Here is a 22,592-nt window from a genome sequence, read left to right as displayed (position 1 = left end):
AAATGGATACAATCAGAATTTACTTAGAAAACATGTTTGCAAACTTTCCTAAGACTGAGGAGGTTCTTAGGGCAAAGGAAGAGCTTCTTTCAATGATGGAAGATAAATTTAATGAACTTCTGGCTGAGGGCAAGCCTGAGAATGAGGCAGTTGGGGTTATCATTTCAGAGTTTGGCAACCTCGAAGAGATAAAGCAGTCCCTGGGACTTGGGTCAGATGCAGAGGGCGATGGCGAGTACACCGAGAAGGTTGGCAGATATGTCAGCATCGATGAGGCCAGGGATTATATCGCTGAGCACGCTTTCTCCAAATTCCTTCTGGCTCTTGGCATTGGACTTTGCATAGTATCGGTGGTTCCTCCGATCTTTTCCGATGAGCTGGCCAAGCTTTTTGCCATAAATGCAGTTTCCAAGCTGGTGCTTGCGGTTGCACTTACAGCCTTCTTCGTACTGGTAGCAATTGGTGTGGGCTTCATAGTTTTATCCAATGCCAGAAGAAAAGAGTGGAAATACTTAAGAGTAGAGCCCTGCTACATAGATGACATGACAAAAGAGTATGTTAAGGGCGAGCTTAACGCACATCAGATCACCAAGGGAATCACACTGGCCCTGGGAATCGTGCTTTGCTCCTTAAGTGTTTTACCCGTTGCAGTTTTAGAGTTTCTTTTCAAAAATGAGTTTATTACTGAGGGTCTTGCCCCTTCACTTCTTTTCATTTTGGCAGGCCTTGGAGTGTTCTTCATTGTGAGCGCTTCAGCTAAGACCGGCGCATGCCACAGACTCCTTCACCTGGGAGAGGATCTGGATTCCGAGGATGATGAGGAAGATAGCAAAGAGATCAAGAGGACCACAGTAGACAAGAACACCGGAAACATCAAGATTGAGAAGCACACAAAGGATGGCAAGAGCATCGTGGTTTCAATAGACAATGGAAAGAAGGATGACAAGATTATGGATAACTGGGAAAAAGAGACTACAAGAACCGTTGAAACAATGACAGGTAATAAGGTTGAGGTTGTTGAAACAGTGGCTGGAACTGCTTCAGAGGGCAGCCGCGAAGCAAGTCCTCTTATGGAGACGATCCTTGAGAACTTCTGGTTCGTGGTATTTATCATCTTCATGCTGGGCGGTTTCGTATTCCACATGTGGGGCCGCATCTGGCTGATCTGGATCATCGCTCCCATCGTACACACTTATCTCAAGAAAGCCTACGGCAGAAAATAATATATAGAAATAGAAAGGCTCCGGACTTATAAGTGAAGTCCGGAGCCTTGATTTTTAATCCAGTTTGATAACTGCAAAGGACTGTGCGCCGAGAGTGATCTTGGTATTAGTCACATCGCAGGTTCCGATACAATGGATGATATCGGAATTGTCATAGGTGTATTCATCGGATACCCTTGCAAGGTCCTCATAGTGGTCATTGTCTATAAGGGATACAGAGGCTTCTTTTTCCGAAGGATTGATGGCGATCATCAGATTGCCTCTCCTGTATATGAAGGGGAAGCTTTCTTTTTCCGCATACAAAACTTCAAAGGGTGCATCCGCCTGCAGATCCGCATACTTGTGGCGAAGAGCGGTAAGGGCCTTCACTTCGTTGAGAAGGGAATCCGCATCTTTTTCCTGGGAAGCTACCGTAGGTGCATCATCGGCAGGATCCTGAGGAAGGTAGAGAATATCGGGATTGGCCTCGGAGAAGCCGTGGTTCTTGCTGTCATCCCACTGCATGGGAGTTCTGCTTCCGGTTCTGGCAAAGCCGCCCTCCTTGGTGGGAATGTCCAGATATCTCATGCCGATCTCGTCGCCGTAATAAATAAAGGGAACACCGGGGAGAGTAAGGAACATGGCATATGCGACCTTGAGCTCTCTGTAGGAAAGAGTCTTTCTGGGTCTTGGAGTGTCGTGGTTACAGGTGATAAAGCTGATGTAGCCATAGTCCTTGGTCTCGTCATATTTAGGAAGATAATCGTCCAGGAATCTGAAGATATCTCCGTTTCCGTCTTTTTTTAGGAAGCTATGATCGCCTCCGGGGGTCTCGTTGTCACGGATAAGAGTGTTGTAGCCGTTTCCGTGATGATCCAGGTAAAAGTCAGCGTGGAAGCCGTTTTTCAGGGCCTGACGGGGATTGCTCCACTCGGAGATAATGGCTGCCTCGGGATAATCCTTATCCAGCATCTCTCTTATGTTTTTCCAGATCTTTCCTGTGGCTGACTTGTTCTCATCATCCTCTTTTACCAGGGAATCAGCCATGTCCACACGGAAGCCGTCGCAGCCGTGGTCAAGCCAGAAGCGCATTACGTCCTTCATGGCTTCTCTTGTGGCGATACACTCGGGGGCGTCCGGAGCCATCTGCCACTCTTCGGTTCTGTTCAAAAAGCCGTAGTTAAGGGCCGGCTGGCACTTGAAGAAATTCAGCATGTAGCAGCCGTCTCTTTCAGCCTCGCCGCCGATGTAGGGGTGTCCGCCGATGCCCTGGAAGGCGCCGTGGGTCCACACATATCTGTCTGAAAAATGATTTTTCTCAGCCTTCATGCTCTCTTTAAACCAGGCATGCTCCTCTGAGGTGTGCCCCGGAACCAGGTCCAGAAGCACGTGGATTCCGCGGTTGTGGGCCTCTCCGAAGAGTCTGTAGAGGTCTTCGTTGGAGCCATAGCGGGGAGCAACCTTTTTATAATCTCTGACATCGTAGCCCGCATCCTTGAAGGGGGAATCGTAGCAGGGATTGATCCAAAGGGCGTTGCAGCCAAGGCTCTTTACATAATCAAGCTTTTCGATGATACCGTTGATATCCCCGATACCGTCGCTGTTGGTGTCCTTGAAGGACTGTGGGTAGATTTCATAAAATACAGCATCTTTTAACCAGTTTGGCATAATGTTCCTCCTTTGTCGGAAACGTTTCCGATAATCGTAATTGTAGACTATAAGCGGGAGAACTTCAATAAGTTATTGTTTTTTTTACTGTTAAAACTAGTGTAAAATGGATTACAGCATTAGACAATGCAAAAACAAAGGAAAGTAAGGGGAGAATCATGAAAAGAAGGACAAAATGTATAGTTGCCGCGGCTTGCGGCTTGAGTATGAGCATAATGGGTGCCTGCGGAAGTGCCACCGAGGATACGGCACAGCCGGCAACAGCGGAGCCGGAAGCCGTGACAGAGCAGCAGGCTGAAACTGCCACAGAAGCTGTAAGTGCAGAGAAATCCGCAGAGGCTGCATCTACGGCGGAGGCGGCAGAGAGCGCTGAAAAAGTAATAAAGAAGCCGGAGCCTATAGTTAACCCCGCAGAGCCTCACGAGCCCGTAGATACTGAGATTTTTGTAAAAAAGATCGAGGGACTTTCCGAGGATTTCATCTGCGGAATGGATGCCTCAGCGGTGCTGGCAGAGGAAAACAGCGGAGTTAATTACTATAACTACAACGGCGAAGCGGCAGATGTTTTTGAGACCCTGGCGGAGTCCGGCGTCAACTATATAAGACTTCGCGTCTGGAATGACCCCTATGACAAGGACGGCAACGGCTACGGAGGCGGAAACAATGACCTGCCCACAGCCATAGAACTGGGAAAAAGAGCCACCAAGTACGGCATGAAGGTCTGCATCGACTTCCATTATTCCGACTTCTGGGCTGACCCCAAGAGGCAGCACGCACCCAAGGCCTGGGAGGGTATGAGCCTTAGTGAGAAGGCGGATGCTCTCTATGAGTTTACCGCTGACAGTATGGCACAGCTTCTGGATGCCGGAGTTGACGTTGGAATGGTCCAGGTGGGAAATGAGATCAACTACGGAATGAGCGGCGAGAAGAGTCAGGCCAATGTGACTAAGCTTCTTTCATCAGGAAGCAAGGCTGTCCGGGAAGCTGCTGACAAATACGGAAAAGATATAAAGGTTGTGATCCACTACACCAATATTCAGGATAAGGACGAACTCACCAACAGAGTGACCAATCTGGGGCTTTCCGGCGTTGATTACGATATTATAGGTCTTTCCTACTATCCCTTCTGGAACGGAGATTTCGAAGGAATGCAGGACGCCCTTAAGATGATACAAAATGACTACGGCAAGCAGGTTATGCTGGCGGAGACCTCCTATTGCTACACTGCGGAGGAGGGTGACGGCACCGGCAACAGCATCTCCGGAGCGGGAGATATCGTTGACGGTTATCCCGCCACGGTCCAGGGCCAGGCCAATATGCTCAGGGACACCATGGCGGCTGTAAACGAAGCGGGAGGCCTTGGAATCTTTTACTGGGAAGGCACCTGGATCCCTGTAGGTAAGCCCACGGACAAGAATTCCGAGAAATGGGAGACCTACGGAAGCGGCTGGGCCAGCAGCTTTGCCGGGGATTATGATCCCGATGATGCAGGTCTTTACTACGGCGGATGTTCCTGGGACAATCAGGCAATGTTCAGCTTTGACGGGGATCCACTGGCATCCCTCAACGTTTTTAAACTTATAAGAACAGGTTCTGAGGCGCCTCTTAAGATCGACGCTGTGCCTGATGTTTATCTGACCTACACCACAGGGGATGACATCAAGCTTCCCGAAAAGGCTGATGTTATCTACAATGACACCTCCAAGAACCAGAAGGTGGCTGTGGAGTGGGATCCCGATGTGGCTTCAAAGATAGACAACACCAAGGCCATGAGCCTCAACATTCCGGGAACCGTTAAGGGCAGCGATGGCGAGAGCTTCGATATTGTGTGTCATCTGGAGATAAAGCTACCCAACGTGGTTCTGAACCCCGGTTTTGAGGACGGTGACGTGTCCATGTGGCAGGTAAGCTACGAGGGCTCCTCCAATCCTACGGACCTTCAGAAAAAGGCTGATGATGCCCACACCGGCGACTACGCTTATCACTTCTGGTCCGGAGACGGCCCTATGGATTTCACCATTTTCCAGGAGCTCACAGAGCTTGAGCCCGGCAGCTACAAGCTGGAGTGCTTTGCCCAGGGCGGCGATATGTCCGGGGATTCCAACCTGGAGCTTTTTGCCACTGTGGGAGATAAGACCTACACCAAAACCTTCATGGTCACCAACTGGGCCGAGTGGAAGAATCCTGTTATCGACGACATTGAGATAAAGGAAGGCGACACCATTAAGCTGGGCGTACATTATGTATGCAACAAGGGTAGCTGGGGAACCATTGACGATTTTGCGCTGACCAGGAACTAATGAGTTTTTGATTTTATGGAGGCGGGCGATGAAGATTAGAAAAAGTATAGCGATAATGCTGGCGATGTTTAACATAACATCCATGGTTGCAGGCAGCAGCATCACTTCTTTTGCACAGGAGGATGTTGCCTTGGAGGAAGAGGAATTACTCATAGAAGATAATGAGGCTTCCGAGGAAATTATTGAAGAAATTCCTGAAGATGAGGATCAGGAGATCTCTATAGATGAGCCAGCCTCTCTGGTGCCTCAGGATGATGATGATTCCGAGATTTCTTTCCAGAGTGCTGAGTCGGCAAAGAGCTATATCCTCAATATGAACATCGTCGCAACTGATGGAAAGACCTATCATGTCAGCGATTTTTCTGAGGACTATGTCGCTATATTTTTTGGCAGATCGACCTGCTATAATACCAATTCCATGGTGAAGCAGGTGGCTTCTGTCAGGGATAACAAGAAAAAGTCCATTAAGATCATTATCATGGATGTGGATGATGTGGATGACGGTCTTGCTAATTTTGCAAAGCAGTATTCTGCACTTGCTTCTATAAATAGCTCCAATAACAACTATATGTTTGGAGCCTACAGAAGTTATTACGGACAAACAGGCTCTGTGACTCTTCCGGTAGCTGCTGTTCTTGATTCGGGCAGAAACCTGATCTTTTTTGACTCCGGATATCATGTCAGCGAGGTTGCTTCAGTATTCAAGGATTCCGGTGATTATGTGACCTATTCTTTTGACATGACCTACGGACAGACTGAGTCAAGAAATATGCTGGACAGCGTCAATTCCTTCAGAACAGGTTCTGAAGTCTGGGCCTGGGATTCATCAAATTCAAAAAAAGTATATTATAAAAATCTCTCAAAGCTGGAGTATGACTACGGCCTTGAACAGGTGGCAATGCAGAGAGCTGCAGAAATTGCAGTTTATTATGATCACACAAGACCTGACGGAAGGAGCTGTTTTACAGCTTATACCGCTATTGGAGGAGCCGGAGAAAATATTGCGGCAGGTTATAGAAGCGCCCAGGCCGTGTTTGAAGGATGGAGAGAGGATGACGATGATTATAGCGGCCAGGGACACAGAAGGAATATGCTGGGAAGCGACTATAAGTACATTGGAATAGCACATGTACAGCTGGATGGCGTCGATTACTGGGTACAGGAATTCAACACTGTAGCTACAAGTCTTAACAAGACCGCTGCCTGTGATGCGGTAAAGACTGTTGGGATTCAGATTGATAAGGACAATATCACATCAAAAACTGTGACAGTAAATCCCACATCAATCGAACTGGAACCCGATGAAACAGCGTCCCTTCCCACAGTTTACGAGAAAATCGCTCTCTCCCGGAGCTGGCCGGGATCCGGACATTATGTTTCAGGCATAGCACCAACCTGGAGCGGTTATGACAGTAAGATCATCAGTGTTGATAAGAAGAATAAAACCATCAAGGCGCTTACTGAGGGCAGTACGACTCTTAAAGCCACTGCGGATGGCCAGTCTGCCACAGCGAAGGTCAAGGTGGAGGATCAGCCAAACGTGGCCAAGGTTGTGGCCAAAAAGTACAACTCCATTGAGGATGCCAAGGCTGATAAAAACGGCACCACCTATGATTCCGGCCAGGCTCTTGAGCTTCCTTACATGAAGACCATTTATCTTATAGGCGAGGCCATACCTGTCATTGCGGGGAAAAAGACCTTTTCCTCCGCCACCACAGCCCAGGTGGAGAATGCTCAGATCCTGGAGTATGACGCCTCAACCGGCGCACTTACAGGTAAAAAAGTGGGAACCTCCAAGATCACCTTTACCTCTGACAGGGATACTTCCAAGAAAGCAACTATCAACGTAACCGTAAAAGAGGCTCCCATCACCAGGATCTATTTTGAAAAAGAAAAGCTGTTTATGGAGCCCGATAATACACAGAATATCAAGCTTTTGCATGAGCCCGAGGTGACCTCTCAGGAGATAAAGGATGTCACCTGGACTTCCTCCAATCCTTCCATCTTAAGTGTCACAGGAAATGGTGCCAGCGCCAAGCTGGAGACTTCTGACAAGGAGGGCAACGTTCAGATAACAGCTACTATGGGCAAGCTTTCTGCCACTTTGCAGGTGGATGTATATAGCGTTCTCAAGCTTGATAAAAAGACCGCAGTTCTTATGGCCAAGCCCGGCAATACAGACACTCTTATTGCTACCTTAAATAGCGATAAATACAAAGAAAGCGAACTTATCTGGACAAGCTCTGATTCCTCTGTGCTGGAGGTGAAAAAGGGTCTTGTGACAGTTCTTAAAAATGTGGATGAGGTTAAGAACATCAAGATAACCGTTTCCACCAAGGACAAGAAGTACTCAGCAGCCTGTCAGTACACAATTAATCCCTGGCCCAAGGCAGAGACACCGGTTCTTAATCTTCCTCAGGGAGAGACTGAGAAGGATTCCCTGCTCCTTATGAGTACCAAGGATCCTTCCACTGAGATTTTTTACACCATTGATTACGACGACACTGACGGCATAGCCAAGCCTACATTTGATAAAAACGGCAATCCTTCTGCAGGGACAAGCCGCTATGAGGATGTGATCCGAATTGACAGGACCCTGTGGATCACTGTTGTATCCCGCAAGGAGGGACTGCAGGACAGTGCCCCTGTGACCTATAAGTATGTGGTTGTCTTTGACTGGGGAGATGTTAATGACAAGAAGCTTCAGAAGGTCCTGGGAGATGCTTCCAATATTCCCGACGGACTCTGGTATGCTTTTGGAAACAGCTCCGGCGGCTACAGCGTATATTCTGCTTCTTCAGTGACTTCTTTTAAAAAGACCTATACAGGCGACAAGATAACCTTTGATGACGAGATCCTGGTGTTCCACGGAAACAGAAAGCTCTGGGAGAACAGGGACTACGGGGTGTCCTACGCCAATAATCAGAAGGCTGGGGCAGCTGATGCAGCCAAGGCTCCCAAGGTCATCATAACCGGAAAGGGAAGCTATGCCGGGACCGCCACCTTTATGTTTTCCATAGAAAAAGCGGATCTTTCAGGGGCGGAGCTTATTTCGGAAGAGAACATTGTCCTTTCCGAAAAAACAAAGCTCTCCAAGATAAAGCCTGAGGTCTCCTATAAGGGAAAGAAGCTGGCAGCAGGTAAGGATGTGGTACTAAATTACTATGAAGGAAGTGTCTCTGAGGGAAATAAGATCACCGATTCCTCCAAGATGGCAGAAGCCGGAAAGAGCTATACCATAAGCGTTACAGCCTCTGAAAATGGAGGATTCACAGGAAAATTGCCGGTACTTATACATGTGACTTGCCTTGCAGGAAAAGATACAACGGCAGTATCTCTATCCAAAGCAAAGGTTGCGATTCCAAAGATTTCATGGAACAGCGATGGAGTCAGTGTTCAGAAGCTTTTTGAAGAGGGAGTTGCAACCGTCAAGGTGGGAGCAAAGGTCTTTGTATATGGCAGAGATTACGAGGTTTCTTCCGGCAAGCTCTACGATGCCGGAAAACACAGCATCACCATAAAAGGAATAGCCAAGACATCCACAGAGGAGATCACCTATCTTGGTGAAAAGAAGGCAACTGTAGAAATAACAGGGATAGCCGCTTCCAAGGTCAAGGTTGCGGGCCTTAACAAGAAGCCTGAGTATACAGGCAAAGTCCTTGGGCTGTCTGACCTTTATAAGGAGGATAAGACCGGATACAAGGCAGTTACACTGTATACCACCATCGACGGTGAAAACTATATCCTGACAGAGGGAAGGGACTATGATGTGGACATGAATAACATCGGTTCCATCGGAAAGCTCAGTGTCAGGTTTGTTCTGAAGGGAAGATTTACCGGAACTATAACTAAGACCGTCACAGTAAAGGCTGCTAACATCAAAAATGCTCTTGTTTCAGCCGCAGATACCACTTATAGGCAGGGCGGCGCTGCAACTGTTCTGACGGTAACCTTTGGAGATATGCTCCTCAGAGAGGGCATTGATTATAAGGTTTCCTACAAGAATAACAAAAAGGTAGCAGATAGCAGCGAGGGCGAGGCTCCCACCGCAGTGATCAAGGGCCTGGGGAATTTCACCGGAACCACAAGCTGCGCATTCAGCATCAGGAAGGCATCTTTGGCTGATACAGTTACCCTGACCGCAGACAATAAGATCTACAGTGAAGATGCCGGAAAGGGCTACTACAGATCCGCCCCAAGACTTTATGATGGCGAGGAACTGCTGGCCTTTGGAAAAGATGTTGAGGCATACAACCCGGAGGACATTACCTATTTAGACGCATCCACCGGAAAAGAGCTTAATGAAGATCTGGTTACTGCAGGAACTACGGTAGAGATAAAGCTCACAGTCACCTGCTCCGAAAGAAGCCCCTATAAAGCCGGAACCTATACCTTAAGCGGCTCCTACAGGGTTCTTGGTCCCGGAATGGATATAACCAAAGCCACCGTTAAGATCAAGGATCCCTCAAAACTGTCTTTTTCCAATGGAAAAGCAATTATTCCGATCAAGGATGAGGACCTTATCGTAAAGCTAGGCAAAAAGACTCTGAGCACCGATGACTACGAGATTATTTCCGTAACCGGAAACCGCTTCCTTGGAACAGCCATGGTCAAGATAAGAGGAAAGGGCAGTTACGGCGGAACTAAAGCCTTTACCTTCAAAGTATGTTCAAGACCATTAAATTAATGGGCAAAAAATGACTTGTTTTTTAGAGGCAAATCATGTATCTTATAGGTGTCTGTACAACTGGCGGATAAGTGGGTAACCACATGGGAGTACAGATAATAATTTGAATTGTCGACCGCCTGGGCAGCCGCTGTAGTGGCTTGCCCAGGCGGTTTCTTGTTGCAAAAAACGCAACAAAAAACCAGAAATGCACACTCGCGCGTAAGGATTTCGCAAGCGAAATCCTATGTTATGGGTTGTGAAATGGGAGCTTAGCGGAAAAATAAGGAGGCAGTATGACAGATTTAGTTAAAGAGATTTCAAGCACCACTTATCCCGGAAGAGGTATCGTTATCGGCACCACACCCGATGGCAAGTACGCAGCTTGCGCATACTTCATCATGGGAAGATCTGAGAATTCCCGCAACCGTGTATTCGTAGAGGACGGCGAGGGCATCCGCACTCAGGCTTTTGACCCTTCAAAGATGGAGGATCCCAGCCTTATCATCTATGCTCCCGTAAGAGTTCTGGGAGATTCAACCATCGTTACCAACGGAGATCAGACCGACACTGTATATGACCTTATGAAGGAGGGACAGACCTTCGAGCAGGCCCTCAGAACAAGAGAGTTTGAGCCTGACGCTCCCAACTATACACCCAGAATTTCCGGAATCATGAACGTTAAGGACGGCAAGTACGATTTTGCCATGTCCATCTTAAAGAGCAATCACGGCGATCCTTCTTCATGCCAGAGATTCACCTTTACCTACGAGAATCCCAAGGCCGGCGAAGGCTATTTTATCCACACCTACATGGGTGACGGCAATCCACTTCCCAGCTACGAGGGAGAGCCTACCCTTGTAAACATCGAAGGCAACATCGACAACTTCACCAACAACGTTTGGAATGCCCTGAATGCAGACAACAAGGTTTCACTTTTCACAAGATACATCGAGATCGCAACAGGCAAGTACGAGAGCAGAATCATCAACAAGAACGCTTAAGAACCCGGAAAAAAGGAGAATATAAAAATGAACGAGATCGAACTTAAATATGGCTGTAACCCCAATCAGAAGCCTTCAAGAGTATATATGGAGAACGGAAGCGACCTTCCTATCAAGGTTCTCAACGGAAGACCCGGATACATCAACCTTTTAGATGCCCTTAATGGCTGGCAGCTTGTATCAGAGCTTAAGAAGGCCACAGGACTTCCCGCAGCAACCTCCTTCAAGCACGTATCCCCTGCAGGTGCTGCAGTAGGAACACCTCTTACGGATATCGAGAAAAAGATCTACTGGGTAGAGGATCTTGGAGAGCTCAGCCCCCTTGCCAACGCCTATGCAAGAGCAAGAGGCGCAGACAGAATGTCATCCTTCGGTGATTTCATTTCACTTTCAGATGTATGCGACGCAGATACAGCAAGACTTGTAAAGAGAGAGGTATCAGACGGAATCATCGCTCCCGGCTACACAGATGAGGCTCTTGAGATCCTCAAGGCCAAAAAGGGCGGCAACTACGCAGTTATCGAGATCGATGAGAACTACGTTCCCGAAGCTGTTGAGAAGAAGCAGGTATTCGGCGTAACCTTCGAGCAGGGTCACAACTTCATCGAGATCGGCGAGGATATGCTCACTAACATCGTTACAGACAACAAGGACCTTCCTGAGTCAGCCAAGATCGACCTTATCATCGCCCTTATCACCCTTAAGTACACCCAGTCCAACTCAGTTTGCTATGTAAAGGGCGGACAGGCCATCGGTATCGGCGCAGGCCAGCAGTCCAGAATCCACTGCACAAGACTTGCAGGCTCCAAGGCAGATAACTGGTTCCTCCGTCAGGCACCTCAGGTTCTTAACCTTCCTTTCCTTGATACCATCAAGAGACCTGACCGCGACAACGCCATCGATCTTTACATCGGCGCAGACTACATGGATGTTCTTGCAGACGGCAAGTGGGAGCACATCTTCAAGGAGAAGCCTCCTGTATTTACCGAGGCAGAAAAGAGAGCATGGCTTGATAAGAACACAGATGTTGCCCTTGGCTCAGATGCCTTCTTCCCCTTCGGCGACAACATTGAGAGAGCATATAAGAGCGGCGTAAAATATGTTGCACAGCCCGGCGGATCAGTTCGTGATGACAACGTTATTGAGGCAGCCAACAGCCATGATATGGTGATGGCATTTACAGGACTTCGTCTGTTCCATCATTAATATTTCATTTTTTATATAAGATTTATGGAAAGTTAATTTATATTTCGATAATACTTGCACGACAATATGCTAAAATTATTGTGAACGTTAGTCAATAAAAAGGAGGCGTAGTCGTGCAGGTAAAAGTCGGAAAATCCCATAATTCGGATGTAACTTTGGCGGTAAAGGAAGCTACCGGAGGAGTATCTTCTCCTGTGGGTATCTTCTTTCAATCGTCCTTTGATCAGCTGGACAGTGTTTCTGAACAGCTTTCACAGCAATTTCCCGGCATTCCTCTCATTGGAACCGGAGCAACTTCTTACATTGAATCAGAGGCCTCCGACAAACTTCTTGTTGTTGTGGCTTTTATGAGTGGCGCTACAATAGAGGCAGGCGTACTCAGGTATCTATCAACTACTCCACTTTATGACATAATTGAACTTGAAAATGCAGTGAGCAAGGTAAGACCCGGTCAGAGCGATACCGTGTGTCTTGAGTATTGCACCAATGACGAGGAAAGGCTTGTAACTTCCATGAACGTTGCCTTGGAAAAGGCAAATGTTCCCATTCTTGGGGGCACGGTTTTCGGAGCTCCTAAGGGGCAGAACAGCCGCGTATGCGTCAACGGCAAAATCTATGAGGATGCCTGTGCCTGGATGCTGGTAAAGAGTACTTCCGGCAAAATCAGGACCTATTCCGAGAATATTTACGCCGTTCCGGAAAATGCCAAGACCCATGTGGCAACCAAGGTTGACCTGGACAAGAAGATCCTTATTTCCCTGGATGGCAAGCCTGCAGCCGATGTTTATTCCAATGAGATGAACGTAGGCAGAGGCCAGATCGTGGGTAACGTATTCAAGAACCCTCTGGGCCGAATCGTGGGAGATGATACCTACATTATTTCCCAGTATGATGTCAGCAATAGCGGCGGCCTTGCGAATTATAAAAAGGTATATGAGAACGACACCATATGTTTCCTTAAGCTTTTGGATTACAGAAGCATCAATGAGAAAACAAGAGAAAGAATAAAGAGCGAGAATCCGAAAATCTCCTTTATTTTCTCGGTAAACTGCATTTACAGACATTTATTCTTTACCAATGAGAATTATTTAAAGACCTTCCTTACCGACATGTCCAGACTGGGCAACCACGTTGGCGTTGTGGGCGGCGGCGAGCAGTACAAGAAGCAGCACGTTAACCAGACTATGGTCTGCGCAGTGTTTGAGTGATAGAAAGGAGGGTTGCAGATGATTTTCGGTAAAAAAGAAGTAGTTCAGGCAGAAGTAAAAGCTCCAAAAAGGAACATTAAAGAACAGCTGGCCCCCCTTCGTGAGGTTGGTAGATTTGCCATTGAGCAGAAGAATAAACTTCAGGCAGAGGAATCCGTGACCATAGAAGGTATCGAGACCATCGAAGCCTCTTTTGACCTGGTTCAGGAAAAATACGGAAACATCATCGGCAGCGTAGCCAGCTTCCAGGATGAGTTCGGATCCATAAGAGAGGTTACGGATCATTTCGAAAGCATCATAAAAGAGCTGACAAAGACTGCGGATGAATCCAATGCCGGAATGCGTCAGGTTGATGAGAGTTCCAATTCGGTTTCAGATACCATCAACACCATGCAGAGCGTATTCGATGAGTTCCAGAAGAGCTTTGACGATATCAAGGATAAGGTCAATCAGATCAACAACTTCGCCAATCAGACTAACCTTCTTGCTCTCAATGCCTCCATTGAGGCTGCCAGAGCCGGAGAGGCAGGAAAAGGCTTTGCGGTTGTTGCTACTGAGGTCAATTCCCTTTCTCAGGAGATCAAAGCTCTTGTAAATGAGATTGCTGGAAGCATGGCAGAGCTTCTTGAGAACAACAATCGTCTTGTTGCATCCCTGGAGGATACAAGAGTTGCCATAGAACAGTCCCATGAGAGGATTTCCGAGACAGAGCAGGTTATCAACACAATTCGTACTGTGGCGGACAGTGTTCGTGAAGAAGGTGAGCAGATGGGAGTCGTAATTTCCACCTGTGACAAGGAGATGGACAGCGTTGCGGGCAACATCGAAGAGTCCAAGGATTACTTCAGAGATGTGGCACAGAACGTTAAACAGCTCAAGAACAAAATCACCAAAAAGGGTTACATGTTCGAGGATATGCACAATGTTCTTGAACAGATATCACCCATGATCGATCGCATAGCTAAGGAAGAATAAAGATAAATGGGCTTTGATAGATAATTCATATCAAAGCCCATTATTTATTTGTATTTTCTTTCCTGAGGTGCGACAATAGACGTATTGAAAAAACGTGTACTAAGGGGAGTTACAATGGGTGATTATATTTACTGGCATTTGCCGGGATTCTCTGTTTTCAGAGATCTCAACTATACCGTAATTGAATTAATGAGGGAATTTCCCAATTCCTTTAATGAGAACTACAGAGTGGGAAGTGTATATGGGACCTTCCCCGGTGCTATCTGGAACGGCGGCAGGACTGTTCTGGGCTTCTGTCCCAAGAATGAGATAGAGCGCACCATCAAAATGTTTAATTCCAAGCATGTTCCTGTCAGGTTTACCTGGACCAATCCTCTTATTGAGGAAAAGCACTTAAATGACACCTTCTGCAACCTCATTATGCGCCTTGCGGACAACGGCGAGAATCAGGTTCTGGTCAACACTCAGGTCCTTGAGGATTATCTGAGAAAAGAGTATCCGAATTTCAAATTCATATCCTCAACAACCAAGAGGATAAAAGACCCGGATAAGCTCCATGAGGAGCTGAAAAAGGACTATTTCATGGTGGTTCTTGACTACGATATGAACCATAATCAGGAGGTTCTTGAGAGCCTCAAGCCTGTGGCTGACAGAGTGGAGATCCTCTGTGATGAGATCTGTTTCCCGGACTGCCCAAGGCGTCTTGAGCACTATCGGGATGAGGCTTTGAAGCAGCTGGAATTCGAGATTGCAAGACCCTTTGCCTGCCCCAACAGACAGGAGAAGAAGTCCTTTGAGGACTGCAAAAACAAGCCTGCTTTTATTGCCAAGGAGCAGATGAAGGATTATATAGATATGGGATTTAGAAACTTCAAGCTGGTGGGCCGCGGCCTTCCTCAGGAACTGGTCCTTGATTCCTATCTGTACTACCTTGTAAAGGACGGAGAGGAAGACTTCATACGCAATCAGATCAATAAGCGTCTTGCAGAGATAAATGCAAAGAAGATGGCAGCAAGAAAGAGATAAAAAAGAACCGGAATTCATTTGATCTTTGAATTCCGGTTCTATATTTTTACTCTGAATATACTGCCATCATGGCATCAACTACGCTTTCGCGATACCAGGTGCAGTCCTTACGATTGAAGATAGAGAACTTCTCACCGTCCTTATCGAAGATTCCGTTGTCCCACCAGTAGCAGGGAATTCCGTACTTCTTGGCAGTTGTAAGGTAATCGGTTACCCAGGCAGCGACATCTGCTTCGTTGTTCTTGTTAACAGCGCCGAACTCTGTAAGAAGAACAGGAACTCCCTTGGTGGAGAAGATTCTGTCTATATCGCTGAACACCTGAGTGATATCTGACTTGTGAGAACCATCCCAGTTGTCATAAGGATTAGCTGAAGGATCCTCATAGGTGAAGGAATAAGGTGTGTAAGCGTGGATGGATACAGCCAGGTGATCATCCTCAGGTATCTTAAGAGGTGCAATGGTCTGGATCACGTGGGAGGAAGCAACACTGGTGATAAGAAGAAGTCTGTACTCGTTGTTGCCGCCGGTTGTTCTAACGGTATCCACAAAAAGCTGATTCAGGGTATCAAGGTTCTTCCTGACTTCACTGGTGCCACCGCTCCACTCATTCTCTCCGCCCTTAACTCTGGGCTCGTTCATTCCTTCGAAAATAAGATGGTAGTCGTAATCTCTGAACTCTGTAGCAACCTGTGCCCAAAGAGCAGCCAGCTGTGCACAGGAATCGTTAATATGCGCATCGTCGGGGATTCTCCACATCTCTTCGTGATGTGAATTGATGATTACATAAAGATTATTATCTATACAGTAATCAACAACTTCCTTAACTCTGGCCATCCATTCAGGATCAATGGAATAATCCGGAGCTGCACTCATGTGATCAGCCCAGGTGATGGGAATTCTGATGCTGTTAAAGCCCTTGGCTGCGATTGCATCGATCATCTCTTTGGTGGTTTTGGGATTGCCCCAATGGGTCTCATCTGCAAGACCTGTACCACCCCAGGCATCAAAGGTGTTACCAAGATTCCATCCGATAGTTATCTTAGCTACCAGCTCTTTTGGTGTGATATCCTTCATTTCCTTTTCCTCAAGGGGTACATCGGCTGTAGCCTCGTCTGCTACTGCTTCTTCAGAAGCTGCTTCTGAAGCTTCCTCTGCTGTAGCCTCAACTGTTGCCTCAGCAGGTGCCTCTGTTGTCTCAGTGTTCTCGGTTGCCTCGGCAGGAGCTTCCTGAACTGTTTCCTCAGGTGCATTATTTCCTGCGCCGCATCCTGTCAGCCCTGACATGGCAAAACTTGCGGCAATGCCAAGAGCCAGGAGTTTCTTCAAATTCTTTTTCATAATATCATCCCTTTATAAATTCTATTGATGCAAGTGAACAATTACCTGAACCATTATAGCGCAAATAAAGGGCATGTGTACCATTTATTTCATTAAATCTGCATTCACCTATATCCCAGATGTTGGAGGAATCGTTCTTTAGGATGGTTCCGATGATCTCTCCTCCAAGGCTTAAGCTGATATCAAACTTTCCTTTGAAGTAGCCTCTGGTCTTGATGCGGATACCTGTAACATTTTCATAATTGAAGTACTTGTATCCGATGGCTGTTCCGTCAACAATGCCCTTGATATAGCTGGGGCCGTAGCCGGAATTATCGAATTCCTGAACAACCCTTGGAGATTCAGGCTCAACATACATCTTGTGGGCTCTTGTAAAGAGGTTGCAGCAGATATCTGCGGGATATTCGCCGTAGGCCTCAAGAGGACCGCCGTTAAGTCCGCAGCTGGTGAGCTCTGCCTGATCCACAGAGCCGTCTTCGTTGATATGAAGCTTTTCTGCACAGGCCTGTCTGCTGTACCAGGTTCCGTTGGTATGTCTGTGATAGAAGATGTACCAGTCCTCGCCGATCTGGATCATGCTGCCGTGGTTGTTGGCACCGTAGGCTGCAGGAACTTCCGGAGCCTTATAGCTTCCGATATGAAGGTCACAGTTGCTGATGAGAACTCCGCCGTAGGTGAAAGGTCCCTCAGGCTTGTCGGAGGTAGCATAGCAGAGCTCGTGCATAACCTCTGAGGAGTAGATGAAGTAGTAAACATTTCCGCGCTTTCTGATGGAAGGAGCTTCGAAGAAAGCATGTCCTTCATAGCCTGTTCCGCTGGAGTACTGAGCTCCGGGAACCACGATCTTGGGAGCGGTCTTAACTGTGAGCATATCCTTGTCAAGAAGGGTGTACATTGCACCGTGTCTTGAGGTGTCTCCGTGTCCACAGAAGCCTGTATAAAGATATGTGTTGTCACCCTCTGTCATAACGCCGGGATCAAACTGAGGCTCATCCCCTTCTTTTTCTCCAAGCTTGGTTCCGTCCTCGTAGTGAACATATCCGTAGAATTCAAAAGGTCCGTTGGGGCACTCTGAAACAGCTACAGAAACAATGCTGATCTTATCAAGTACATAGTAGAGATAGTATCTTCCGTCGGGACCAACTGTAACATCGGGGGCATAAAGGCACATATGGCCGTCTGCGTTGAGAGGATCCTGTGTCTTTTTGTAAATAACGCCCTCGTAGTGCCAGTTGCCCAGGTCATTTACGGGAGCAGACCAGCATACATAGTCACCCATGCAGAAGGTCTCGCCGCCATAGATGTCGTGGGAGCCGTATACATATACTCTGTTGCCGAATACATAGGGCTCTCCGTCAGGCACATATTCCCAGTTGGGAAGGTAAGGGTTAACAGCCTGCTTCTTGCAGCCGTTTCTGATACCGCCGTCTTTTCTGGGGCTTGCGCCTCTGGATAAAAATTCCATCTCGTTCTTATCATTGTCGGAATAGGCCTTCCACTGAGGAAGAGCGATCTTTTCGCAGCCGCCCTTGTTAGGGTCACCGGTCTTTATAAAGTTGGCGAAGTAGTCACACATCTGTCTTGCCAGATCGAAGTGTCTTCCCTCGTAAGGACGGTGGCACTTATTTACATTGTCAAAGAAGAACCACAGGTCGCAGGAGTGGAAGGTTCCGGGATGGCTGTCGTTAACAAGTTTGCCCTCAGGAGTTCTGAAGGAGTTTCCGTCTCCCGGGATATCGGGATCGAAACGGTAGTAGTAGCAGCTCTTTTCACGGCCATTCTTGGTGGCGTCGTTAAAGGTGCTCTTAACTGACAGCTCAACGGTATTAACAGATCCCATCATAAACTCGTCGGTGGTATTGCCGGCGATAACGGGAGCATTGGCACACTTGCCCTCCACAAAGAGCTCAACGGGATCACCCTTGCAGAAGAAGCCGTCTCTTATAGGGAACATGCGGGGATTGGAGGCTACAAATCTGTCGTAGCCCGCAAGCAGTTCCTTGGAATCTATTTCTCTTGCCTCATCAAGGCTCTTCACGCCCAGGAAATCAAGGAAACTCTTACCCAGAGCCTCAGCCTTTTCGAGATTGAGAGGGCGGAAAATGTCGTCCTGAGGGTCGGGCATTCTGATGATTCCGCTAAGTACAGCAGCGCCCTTAACAATGTCAAAGTTGCCCTCGTGGGTCAGCTGGTGCATAACGCTGGAGCCGCCTGCAGACTGGCCGGAGATAGTGATCTTTTCCGGATCTCCGCCGAAGTTGGCGATGTTTCTGTAAACCCAGTGAAGACCTGCCTTCTGATCAAGAAGACCAAAGTTGGCGGGAGCCTCGGGGGACTCTTTTGTGATCTCAGGATGAGCCATGAAGCCGAAGCAGTTAAGTCTGTAAGCTACGCTGACTACAACGATGCCTCTCTTGGCAAGAGCCTCTCCGTTGAACTCCATCTCAGCGGTGTAGCCCCACTGGAAGCCGCCTCCGAAGAACCATACAAGAACAGGAAGCTTCTCGTCAGCTGCCTTGGCGGGAGTCCATACGTTGAGATACAGGCAGTCCTCGCTCATGGGGATGTCCTTGTCCACATGCCATTCTCTGCAGTAAAGATCTGTTCCCACACCGGGAGTGTTCTGGTAGGAGATGGGGCCGAATTCATGGCATAATCTTACGCCTTCCCAGTTCTCTGCGGGCTGGGGAGCTCTCCATCTGTTTTTGCCCACCGGAGGTGCAGCAAAGGGAATGCCTAAATAAGCAGTAATTCGCGGATTGCTGCCGGGCAGTCCGCTTACTTTTCCGTTTTCAGTGTTAGTTGTTCTAAGCATAATTTTTCTCCAATACATTATTTATCCTTTTTCATTAATTTATATTCCGGAAAAGATATGAGTCTATTCACATATTGCGAGTGGATGGGCAAAGGTTGCGAAGTTGGCGGCTTTTGGCAATTACTGAAGTGAAATCAGCAACATTTCGGTGGATTGAAAATACATAAATCCAATATCATTTTTTCACAGGAGAGAAAAGATGAAAATTTTTAATACCAAAAATACTCTGATACTACTTCGTATGGTAGCAGTTTCCTTTTTTCTGACTGCCTGTAGTAAGGATGTGGCTCAGCCTGAGCAATATATCGGGCAGGCCGATGATAATGTAACAAATGAATCAGAAACAGATAATGGAGAATTAACAGACATGGACACAAAGAGCCTCAATTTTACAGAAGTATTCGAGAATATTACACCGGAGAAGAACCTTAAGGGGTTAGAAGATCACAACCCGGTTATGGTTCAACGCTTTGGCGCAGATCCCTATGCCCTTGTTTATGATGGCAGGGTTTATATCTATATGACTGGGGATAAGCCTTCATACAATGCTGATGGCACCGTAAAAGAGAATACTTACGGCAATATCAACACCATCAATGTTATATCTTCCGATGACCTTGTAAACTGGACAGACCATGGAACAATCTTTGCTTCCGGAATGACCGGCGCTTCCACCTGGGGCAAGAACTCCTGGGCACCTGCTGCAGCTTACAAGAATATAGACGGCAAGGATAAGTTCTTTTTATACTTTGCCAATAATGGAAATGGAATCGCTGTTCTTACAGCAGATTCACCTGTGGGACCTTTCACTGATCCTATCAACAAGCCTCTTATTTCCAGAGAGACACCTACCTGCGCAGAGGTTACATGGCTTTTTGATCCCGCAGTTCTTATGGACGATGACCAAAGAGCATATATCTACTTTGGCGGCGGAGTGCCTTCTCCCGAGGCAGCAGCCAATCCCGGAACTGCAAGAGTTTGTGAGCTTGGCGATGACATGATCAGCCTTAAGGGCGAGCCTAAGCCTATCGAGAATGTAGCTTATCTTTTTGAGGATTCCGGAATCAACAAGATTGACGGAACCTACTATTATTCATATTGCACCAACTTCAGCGTAACTCCTGAGGCATCCAGGGAGCATGGCTTTGATAACGGCGAGATCATGACCATGAAGTCTGATTCTCCCATGGGCCCCTTCACTGCCTGCAATCCGGTTCTTAAGAATCCTGAGAGATTCTTTGGTGTTGGCGGAAACAACCATCACTGCATTTTTGAATTTGAGGGTGAGTGGTACATTACCTATCATGCAAGAATGCTTGAGAAGAAGATGGGAATTGACGGTGGTTACAGAAGCACACATATCGATAAGCTTGAACTTAATGAAAATAACGAGCCTTCTGTAAGCGTTGGAACAAAAGAGGGTGTTGATCAGCTCAAGGCTTTTGATCCATATGCAGAGACAAAGGCAGTTACAATGTCCAATGAGTCCGGTGTAGATACTGTTCAGTTCGGAGATGTGGCCAAGAAGTATGGTTCAGGAGATATGATCCTTGCTGATATGCTTCCCGGAAGCTGGGTTAGTGTAAGCGGAGTGAATTTCGGAGCAGAAGGCGCTTCTTCTGTAGAGGTCAAGGCTCTTTCAGAGGGGACAGGAGCTATCAAGATCTGCCTTGATGCACCTGATGCAGAGGCTGTCGGATATGTTGATGTCAGCGGCGCTGATGCTAAGGAACTTACAACCATTACAGCAGAGCTTGAGACAAAAATAACCGGAGAACACACATTGTACTTTGTATTCTCCGGAGATCAGTTCAGATTATTCAGTTGGAAATTTAATAAATGAGAAAAGGCTTAAGCCTTTTCGGATACATCGCCCTTTTCTTTGCCTAAACCGCCGGAGAAAAGGGTTCTGTATTCTCCGGGGGTGCATCCCTTCTTGAGCTTAAAGGTACGGTTAAAGGTGGAGATGCTGGAGAAGCCTGCCTGAAGAGCAATATCTGTAATGGACAGGTCATCTCTGGTGAGCAGGATTTCTGTAGCCTTGATACGTCTACCAATGAGGTAATCATAAAATGTACAGTTCATATACTCCTTGAAAAGACGGGAGAAATGGAACTTGGAGAAACCGCTGAAGGCAGCGGCATCATCCAGAGTGATGTCATTGGCATAGTTTTCATCGATATAATCGATGGCATTGTTAAGTCGATCGAAATACTCACGTCTCTTGACGGGAGTAGAATCTGTAAACAGCTGCATTCTGTTGAGATTAAATCTGGACAGAATAGTCATGATCTGGAACAGATGAGAGTAGATGGAGAACTCATAGAACTCGGTCTTCTGGAAATACTCATTCCAGATCTGTGAAAACAGATCATAAACTTCATTATATACAGGAGCAAAGGTGTCGGGTGTAATATGGATACAATCCTTGAGCATTGTAATAAGTCCCGAATAGCCCCTTACATTAGAGAAAAAATCGATGTCAAAAAGGCAAACGTAGCGCTGCCCTGACTTGGGAGCGTGCAGTGCGTGTGACTTTCTCGGGGGGATAAAGAAAATATCTCCGGGCATAACGCGATGAGGCTCCCCGTCCACATCGATATCATAGTAGTTCTCAATAGGAACTATGATCTCCAGGGCATTGTGCCAATGTGTAGGATAGTCCACATTGAGTTCGTTGTACCATATTCTTATAGAACTGTCTTTTGGGAATATGGAATTCTCTTTGGTACCATCCAGTGAACGGCTCTCGTAGTCGGTGTTCTGCTGGTAATAATCCAGACTTACCCCTTCGTTTCTTAGGATCATAAGCGTGCCCCTCCCTTAATAATGAAACAACACATAAAAAATTAACTTTCAACCATAAAAAAGCAATATGTGATTGCGTTAAAAACATTGCTTTTTATTGACACATTCTATAAACAAACCGCGGAAATACAGTATTTCTTCCGTCGTTTTGTACGCATATCTTAGCACTTTGGTCTCAAATCTTCTTCTCAAATCTTGCTAACAATTTTCACATCGTGCTTATTTCGCATAAAAGCATACTACAAAATTCTTGGGGATTTGTCAAATGTGCACAAAAATGCCATATCTTTTTTCTATCCCCCTCCGCAATATTTGAATACCATAAGGCAACATCTGGTAGGCGACGAGGTTGCTAAGCCGATATTCTTTATAGTG

General features: G+C 46.9%; 13 protein-coding genes and 1 riboswitch. Of the genes, 9 read left to right on the top strand and 4 right to left on the bottom strand.

Translation table 11 applies throughout. From position 1 onward, the window contains the following. Positions 1 to 2 precede the first annotated feature (2 nt). A complete protein-coding gene (locus tag T359_RS0104695; RefSeq protein WP_026516472.1) occupies positions 3 to 1,223 on the top strand; it encodes a permease prefix domain 1-containing protein in 1,221 nt (406 codons plus the stop codon). A 54-nt stretch (positions 1,224 to 1,277) separates the two neighbouring features. Here the strand turns inward: T359_RS0104695 and T359_RS0104690 are convergent, their stop codons facing one another. Next, positions 1,278 to 2,870 (bottom strand): alpha-amylase family glycosyl hydrolase, encoded by a 1,593-nt coding sequence (locus tag T359_RS0104690; protein ID WP_026516471.1) that lies wholly within the window; start codon positions 2,868 to 2,870, stop codon positions 1,278 to 1,280. A gap of 158 nt (positions 2,871 to 3,028) precedes the next feature. Here T359_RS0104690 and T359_RS19335 point away from each other — a divergent pair, with 158 nt between their 5' ends. The 7 genes from T359_RS19335 (at position 3,029) to T359_RS0104655 (ending at position 15,255) form a co-directional block, all read left to right on the top strand. Next, complete coding sequence (locus tag T359_RS19335; protein ID WP_051544928.1) at positions 3,029 to 5,170, top strand: glycosyl hydrolase 53 family protein; 2,142 nt, start codon at positions 3,029 to 3,031, stop codon at positions 5,168 to 5,170. Positions 5,171 to 5,198: 28 nt separating this feature from the next. Beyond that, a complete protein-coding gene (locus T359_RS21305) occupies positions 5,199 to 9,857 on the top strand; it encodes a CAP domain-containing protein (protein ID WP_026516470.1) in 4,659 nt (1,552 codons plus the stop codon). Positions 9,858 to 9,903: 46 nt separating this feature from the next. Next, positions 9,904 to 9,989, top strand: a riboswitch (ZMP/ZTP riboswitch). 143 nt (positions 9,990 to 10,132) lie between these two features. Next, entirely contained in the window at positions 10,133 to 10,840 is a 708-nt protein-coding gene (locus T359_RS0104675) for an IMP cyclohydrolase (RefSeq protein WP_026516469.1), read from the top strand. A gap of 27 nt (positions 10,841 to 10,867) precedes the next feature. Then, positions 10,868 to 12,046: a phosphoribosylaminoimidazolecarboxamide formyltransferase gene (locus T359_RS0104670; RefSeq protein ID WP_026516468.1), complete on the top strand. Its 1,179-nt coding sequence runs from the start codon at positions 10,868 to 10,870 to the stop codon at positions 12,044 to 12,046. A gap of 113 nt (positions 12,047 to 12,159) precedes the next feature. After that, positions 12,160 to 13,254: an FIST N-terminal domain-containing protein gene (locus tag T359_RS0104665; protein WP_026516467.1), complete on the top strand. Its 1,095-nt coding sequence runs from the start codon at positions 12,160 to 12,162 to the stop codon at positions 13,252 to 13,254. Between the two features lie 18 nt (positions 13,255 to 13,272). Then, the gene (locus T359_RS0104660; RefSeq protein ID WP_026516466.1) at positions 13,273 to 14,229 is read left to right on the top strand and encodes a methyl-accepting chemotaxis protein; all 957 of its coding nucleotides are present in this window, start codon (positions 13,273 to 13,275) and stop codon (positions 14,227 to 14,229) included. A gap of 114 nt (positions 14,230 to 14,343) precedes the next feature. Continuing rightward, positions 14,344 to 15,255: a hypothetical protein gene (locus T359_RS0104655; protein ID WP_026516465.1), complete on the top strand. Its 912-nt coding sequence runs from the start codon at positions 14,344 to 14,346 to the stop codon at positions 15,253 to 15,255. A 46-nt stretch (positions 15,256 to 15,301) separates the two neighbouring features. Here the strand turns inward: T359_RS0104655 and T359_RS0104650 are convergent, their stop codons facing one another. Together T359_RS0104650 and T359_RS23255 are read right to left on the bottom strand one after the other, a co-directional pair. After that, positions 15,302 to 16,594: a glycoside hydrolase family 5 protein gene (locus tag T359_RS0104650; RefSeq protein ID WP_035783553.1), complete on the bottom strand. Its 1,293-nt coding sequence runs from the start codon at positions 16,592 to 16,594 to the stop codon at positions 15,302 to 15,304. 4 nt (positions 16,595 to 16,598) lie between these two features. Next, positions 16,599 to 19,409 (bottom strand): carboxylesterase family protein, encoded by a 2,811-nt coding sequence (locus T359_RS23255; protein ID WP_330370135.1) that lies wholly within the window; start codon positions 19,407 to 19,409, stop codon positions 16,599 to 16,601. 199 nt (positions 19,410 to 19,608) lie between these two features. Here T359_RS23255 and T359_RS19325 point away from each other — a divergent pair, with 199 nt between their 5' ends. Continuing rightward, positions 19,609 to 21,252, top strand: a complete 1,644-nt coding sequence (locus T359_RS19325) for a glycoside hydrolase family 43 protein (RefSeq protein ID WP_051544927.1) — start codon at positions 19,609 to 19,611, stop codon at positions 21,250 to 21,252. Between the two features lie 8 nt (positions 21,253 to 21,260). On the opposite strand, the gene T359_RS19320 is transcribed toward T359_RS19325, so the two are convergent. Beyond that, positions 21,261 to 22,217 carry a helix-turn-helix transcriptional regulator gene (locus T359_RS19320; protein WP_035783551.1) on the bottom strand — a complete coding sequence of 319 codons (957 nt, stop codon included), beginning with the start codon at positions 22,215 to 22,217 and terminating at the stop codon, positions 21,261 to 21,263. Between the last annotated feature and the right edge of the window lie 375 nt (positions 22,218 to 22,592).

The organism is Butyrivibrio sp. MC2021, from assembly GCF_000621605.1.
GTDB lineage: Bacteria > Bacillota > Clostridia > Lachnospirales > Lachnospiraceae > Butyrivibrio.
This window is presented reverse-complemented; position numbering and strand designations above follow the sequence as displayed.

Bases quoted from the DNA above. Each gene is read 5' to 3' on its own strand.
- T359_RS0104695 (WP_026516472.1), top strand. From the start codon at position 3: ATGGATACAATCAGAATTTACTTAGAAAACATGTTTGCAAACTTTCCT.
- T359_RS0104690 (WP_026516471.1), bottom strand. From the start codon at position 2,870: ATGCCAAACTGGTTAAAAGATGCTGTATTTTATGAAATCTACCCACAG.
- T359_RS19335 (WP_051544928.1), top strand. From the start codon at position 3,029: ATGAAAAGAAGGACAAAATGTATAGTTGCCGCGGCTTGCGGCTTGAGT.
- T359_RS21305 (WP_026516470.1), top strand. From the start codon at position 5,199: ATGAAGATTAGAAAAAGTATAGCGATAATGCTGGCGATGTTTAACATA.
- T359_RS0104675 (WP_026516469.1), top strand. From the start codon at position 10,133: ATGACAGATTTAGTTAAAGAGATTTCAAGCACCACTTATCCCGGAAGA.
- T359_RS0104670 (WP_026516468.1), top strand. From the start codon at position 10,868: ATGAACGAGATCGAACTTAAATATGGCTGTAACCCCAATCAGAAGCCT.
- T359_RS0104660 (WP_026516466.1), top strand. From the start codon at position 13,273: ATGATTTTCGGTAAAAAAGAAGTAGTTCAGGCAGAAGTAAAAGCTCCA.
- T359_RS0104655 (WP_026516465.1), top strand. From the start codon at position 14,344: ATGGGTGATTATATTTACTGGCATTTGCCGGGATTCTCTGTTTTCAGA.
- T359_RS0104650 (WP_035783553.1), bottom strand. From the start codon at position 16,594: ATGAAAAAGAATTTGAAGAAACTCCTGGCTCTTGGCATTGCCGCAAGT.
- T359_RS23255 (WP_330370135.1), bottom strand. From the start codon at position 19,409: ATGCTTAGAACAACTAACACTGAAAACGGAAAAGTAAGCGGACTGCCC.
- T359_RS19325 (WP_051544927.1), top strand. From the start codon at position 19,609: ATGAAAATTTTTAATACCAAAAATACTCTGATACTACTTCGTATGGTA.
- T359_RS19320 (WP_035783551.1), bottom strand. From the start codon at position 22,217: ATGATCCTAAGAAACGAAGGGGTAAGTCTGGATTATTACCAGCAGAAC.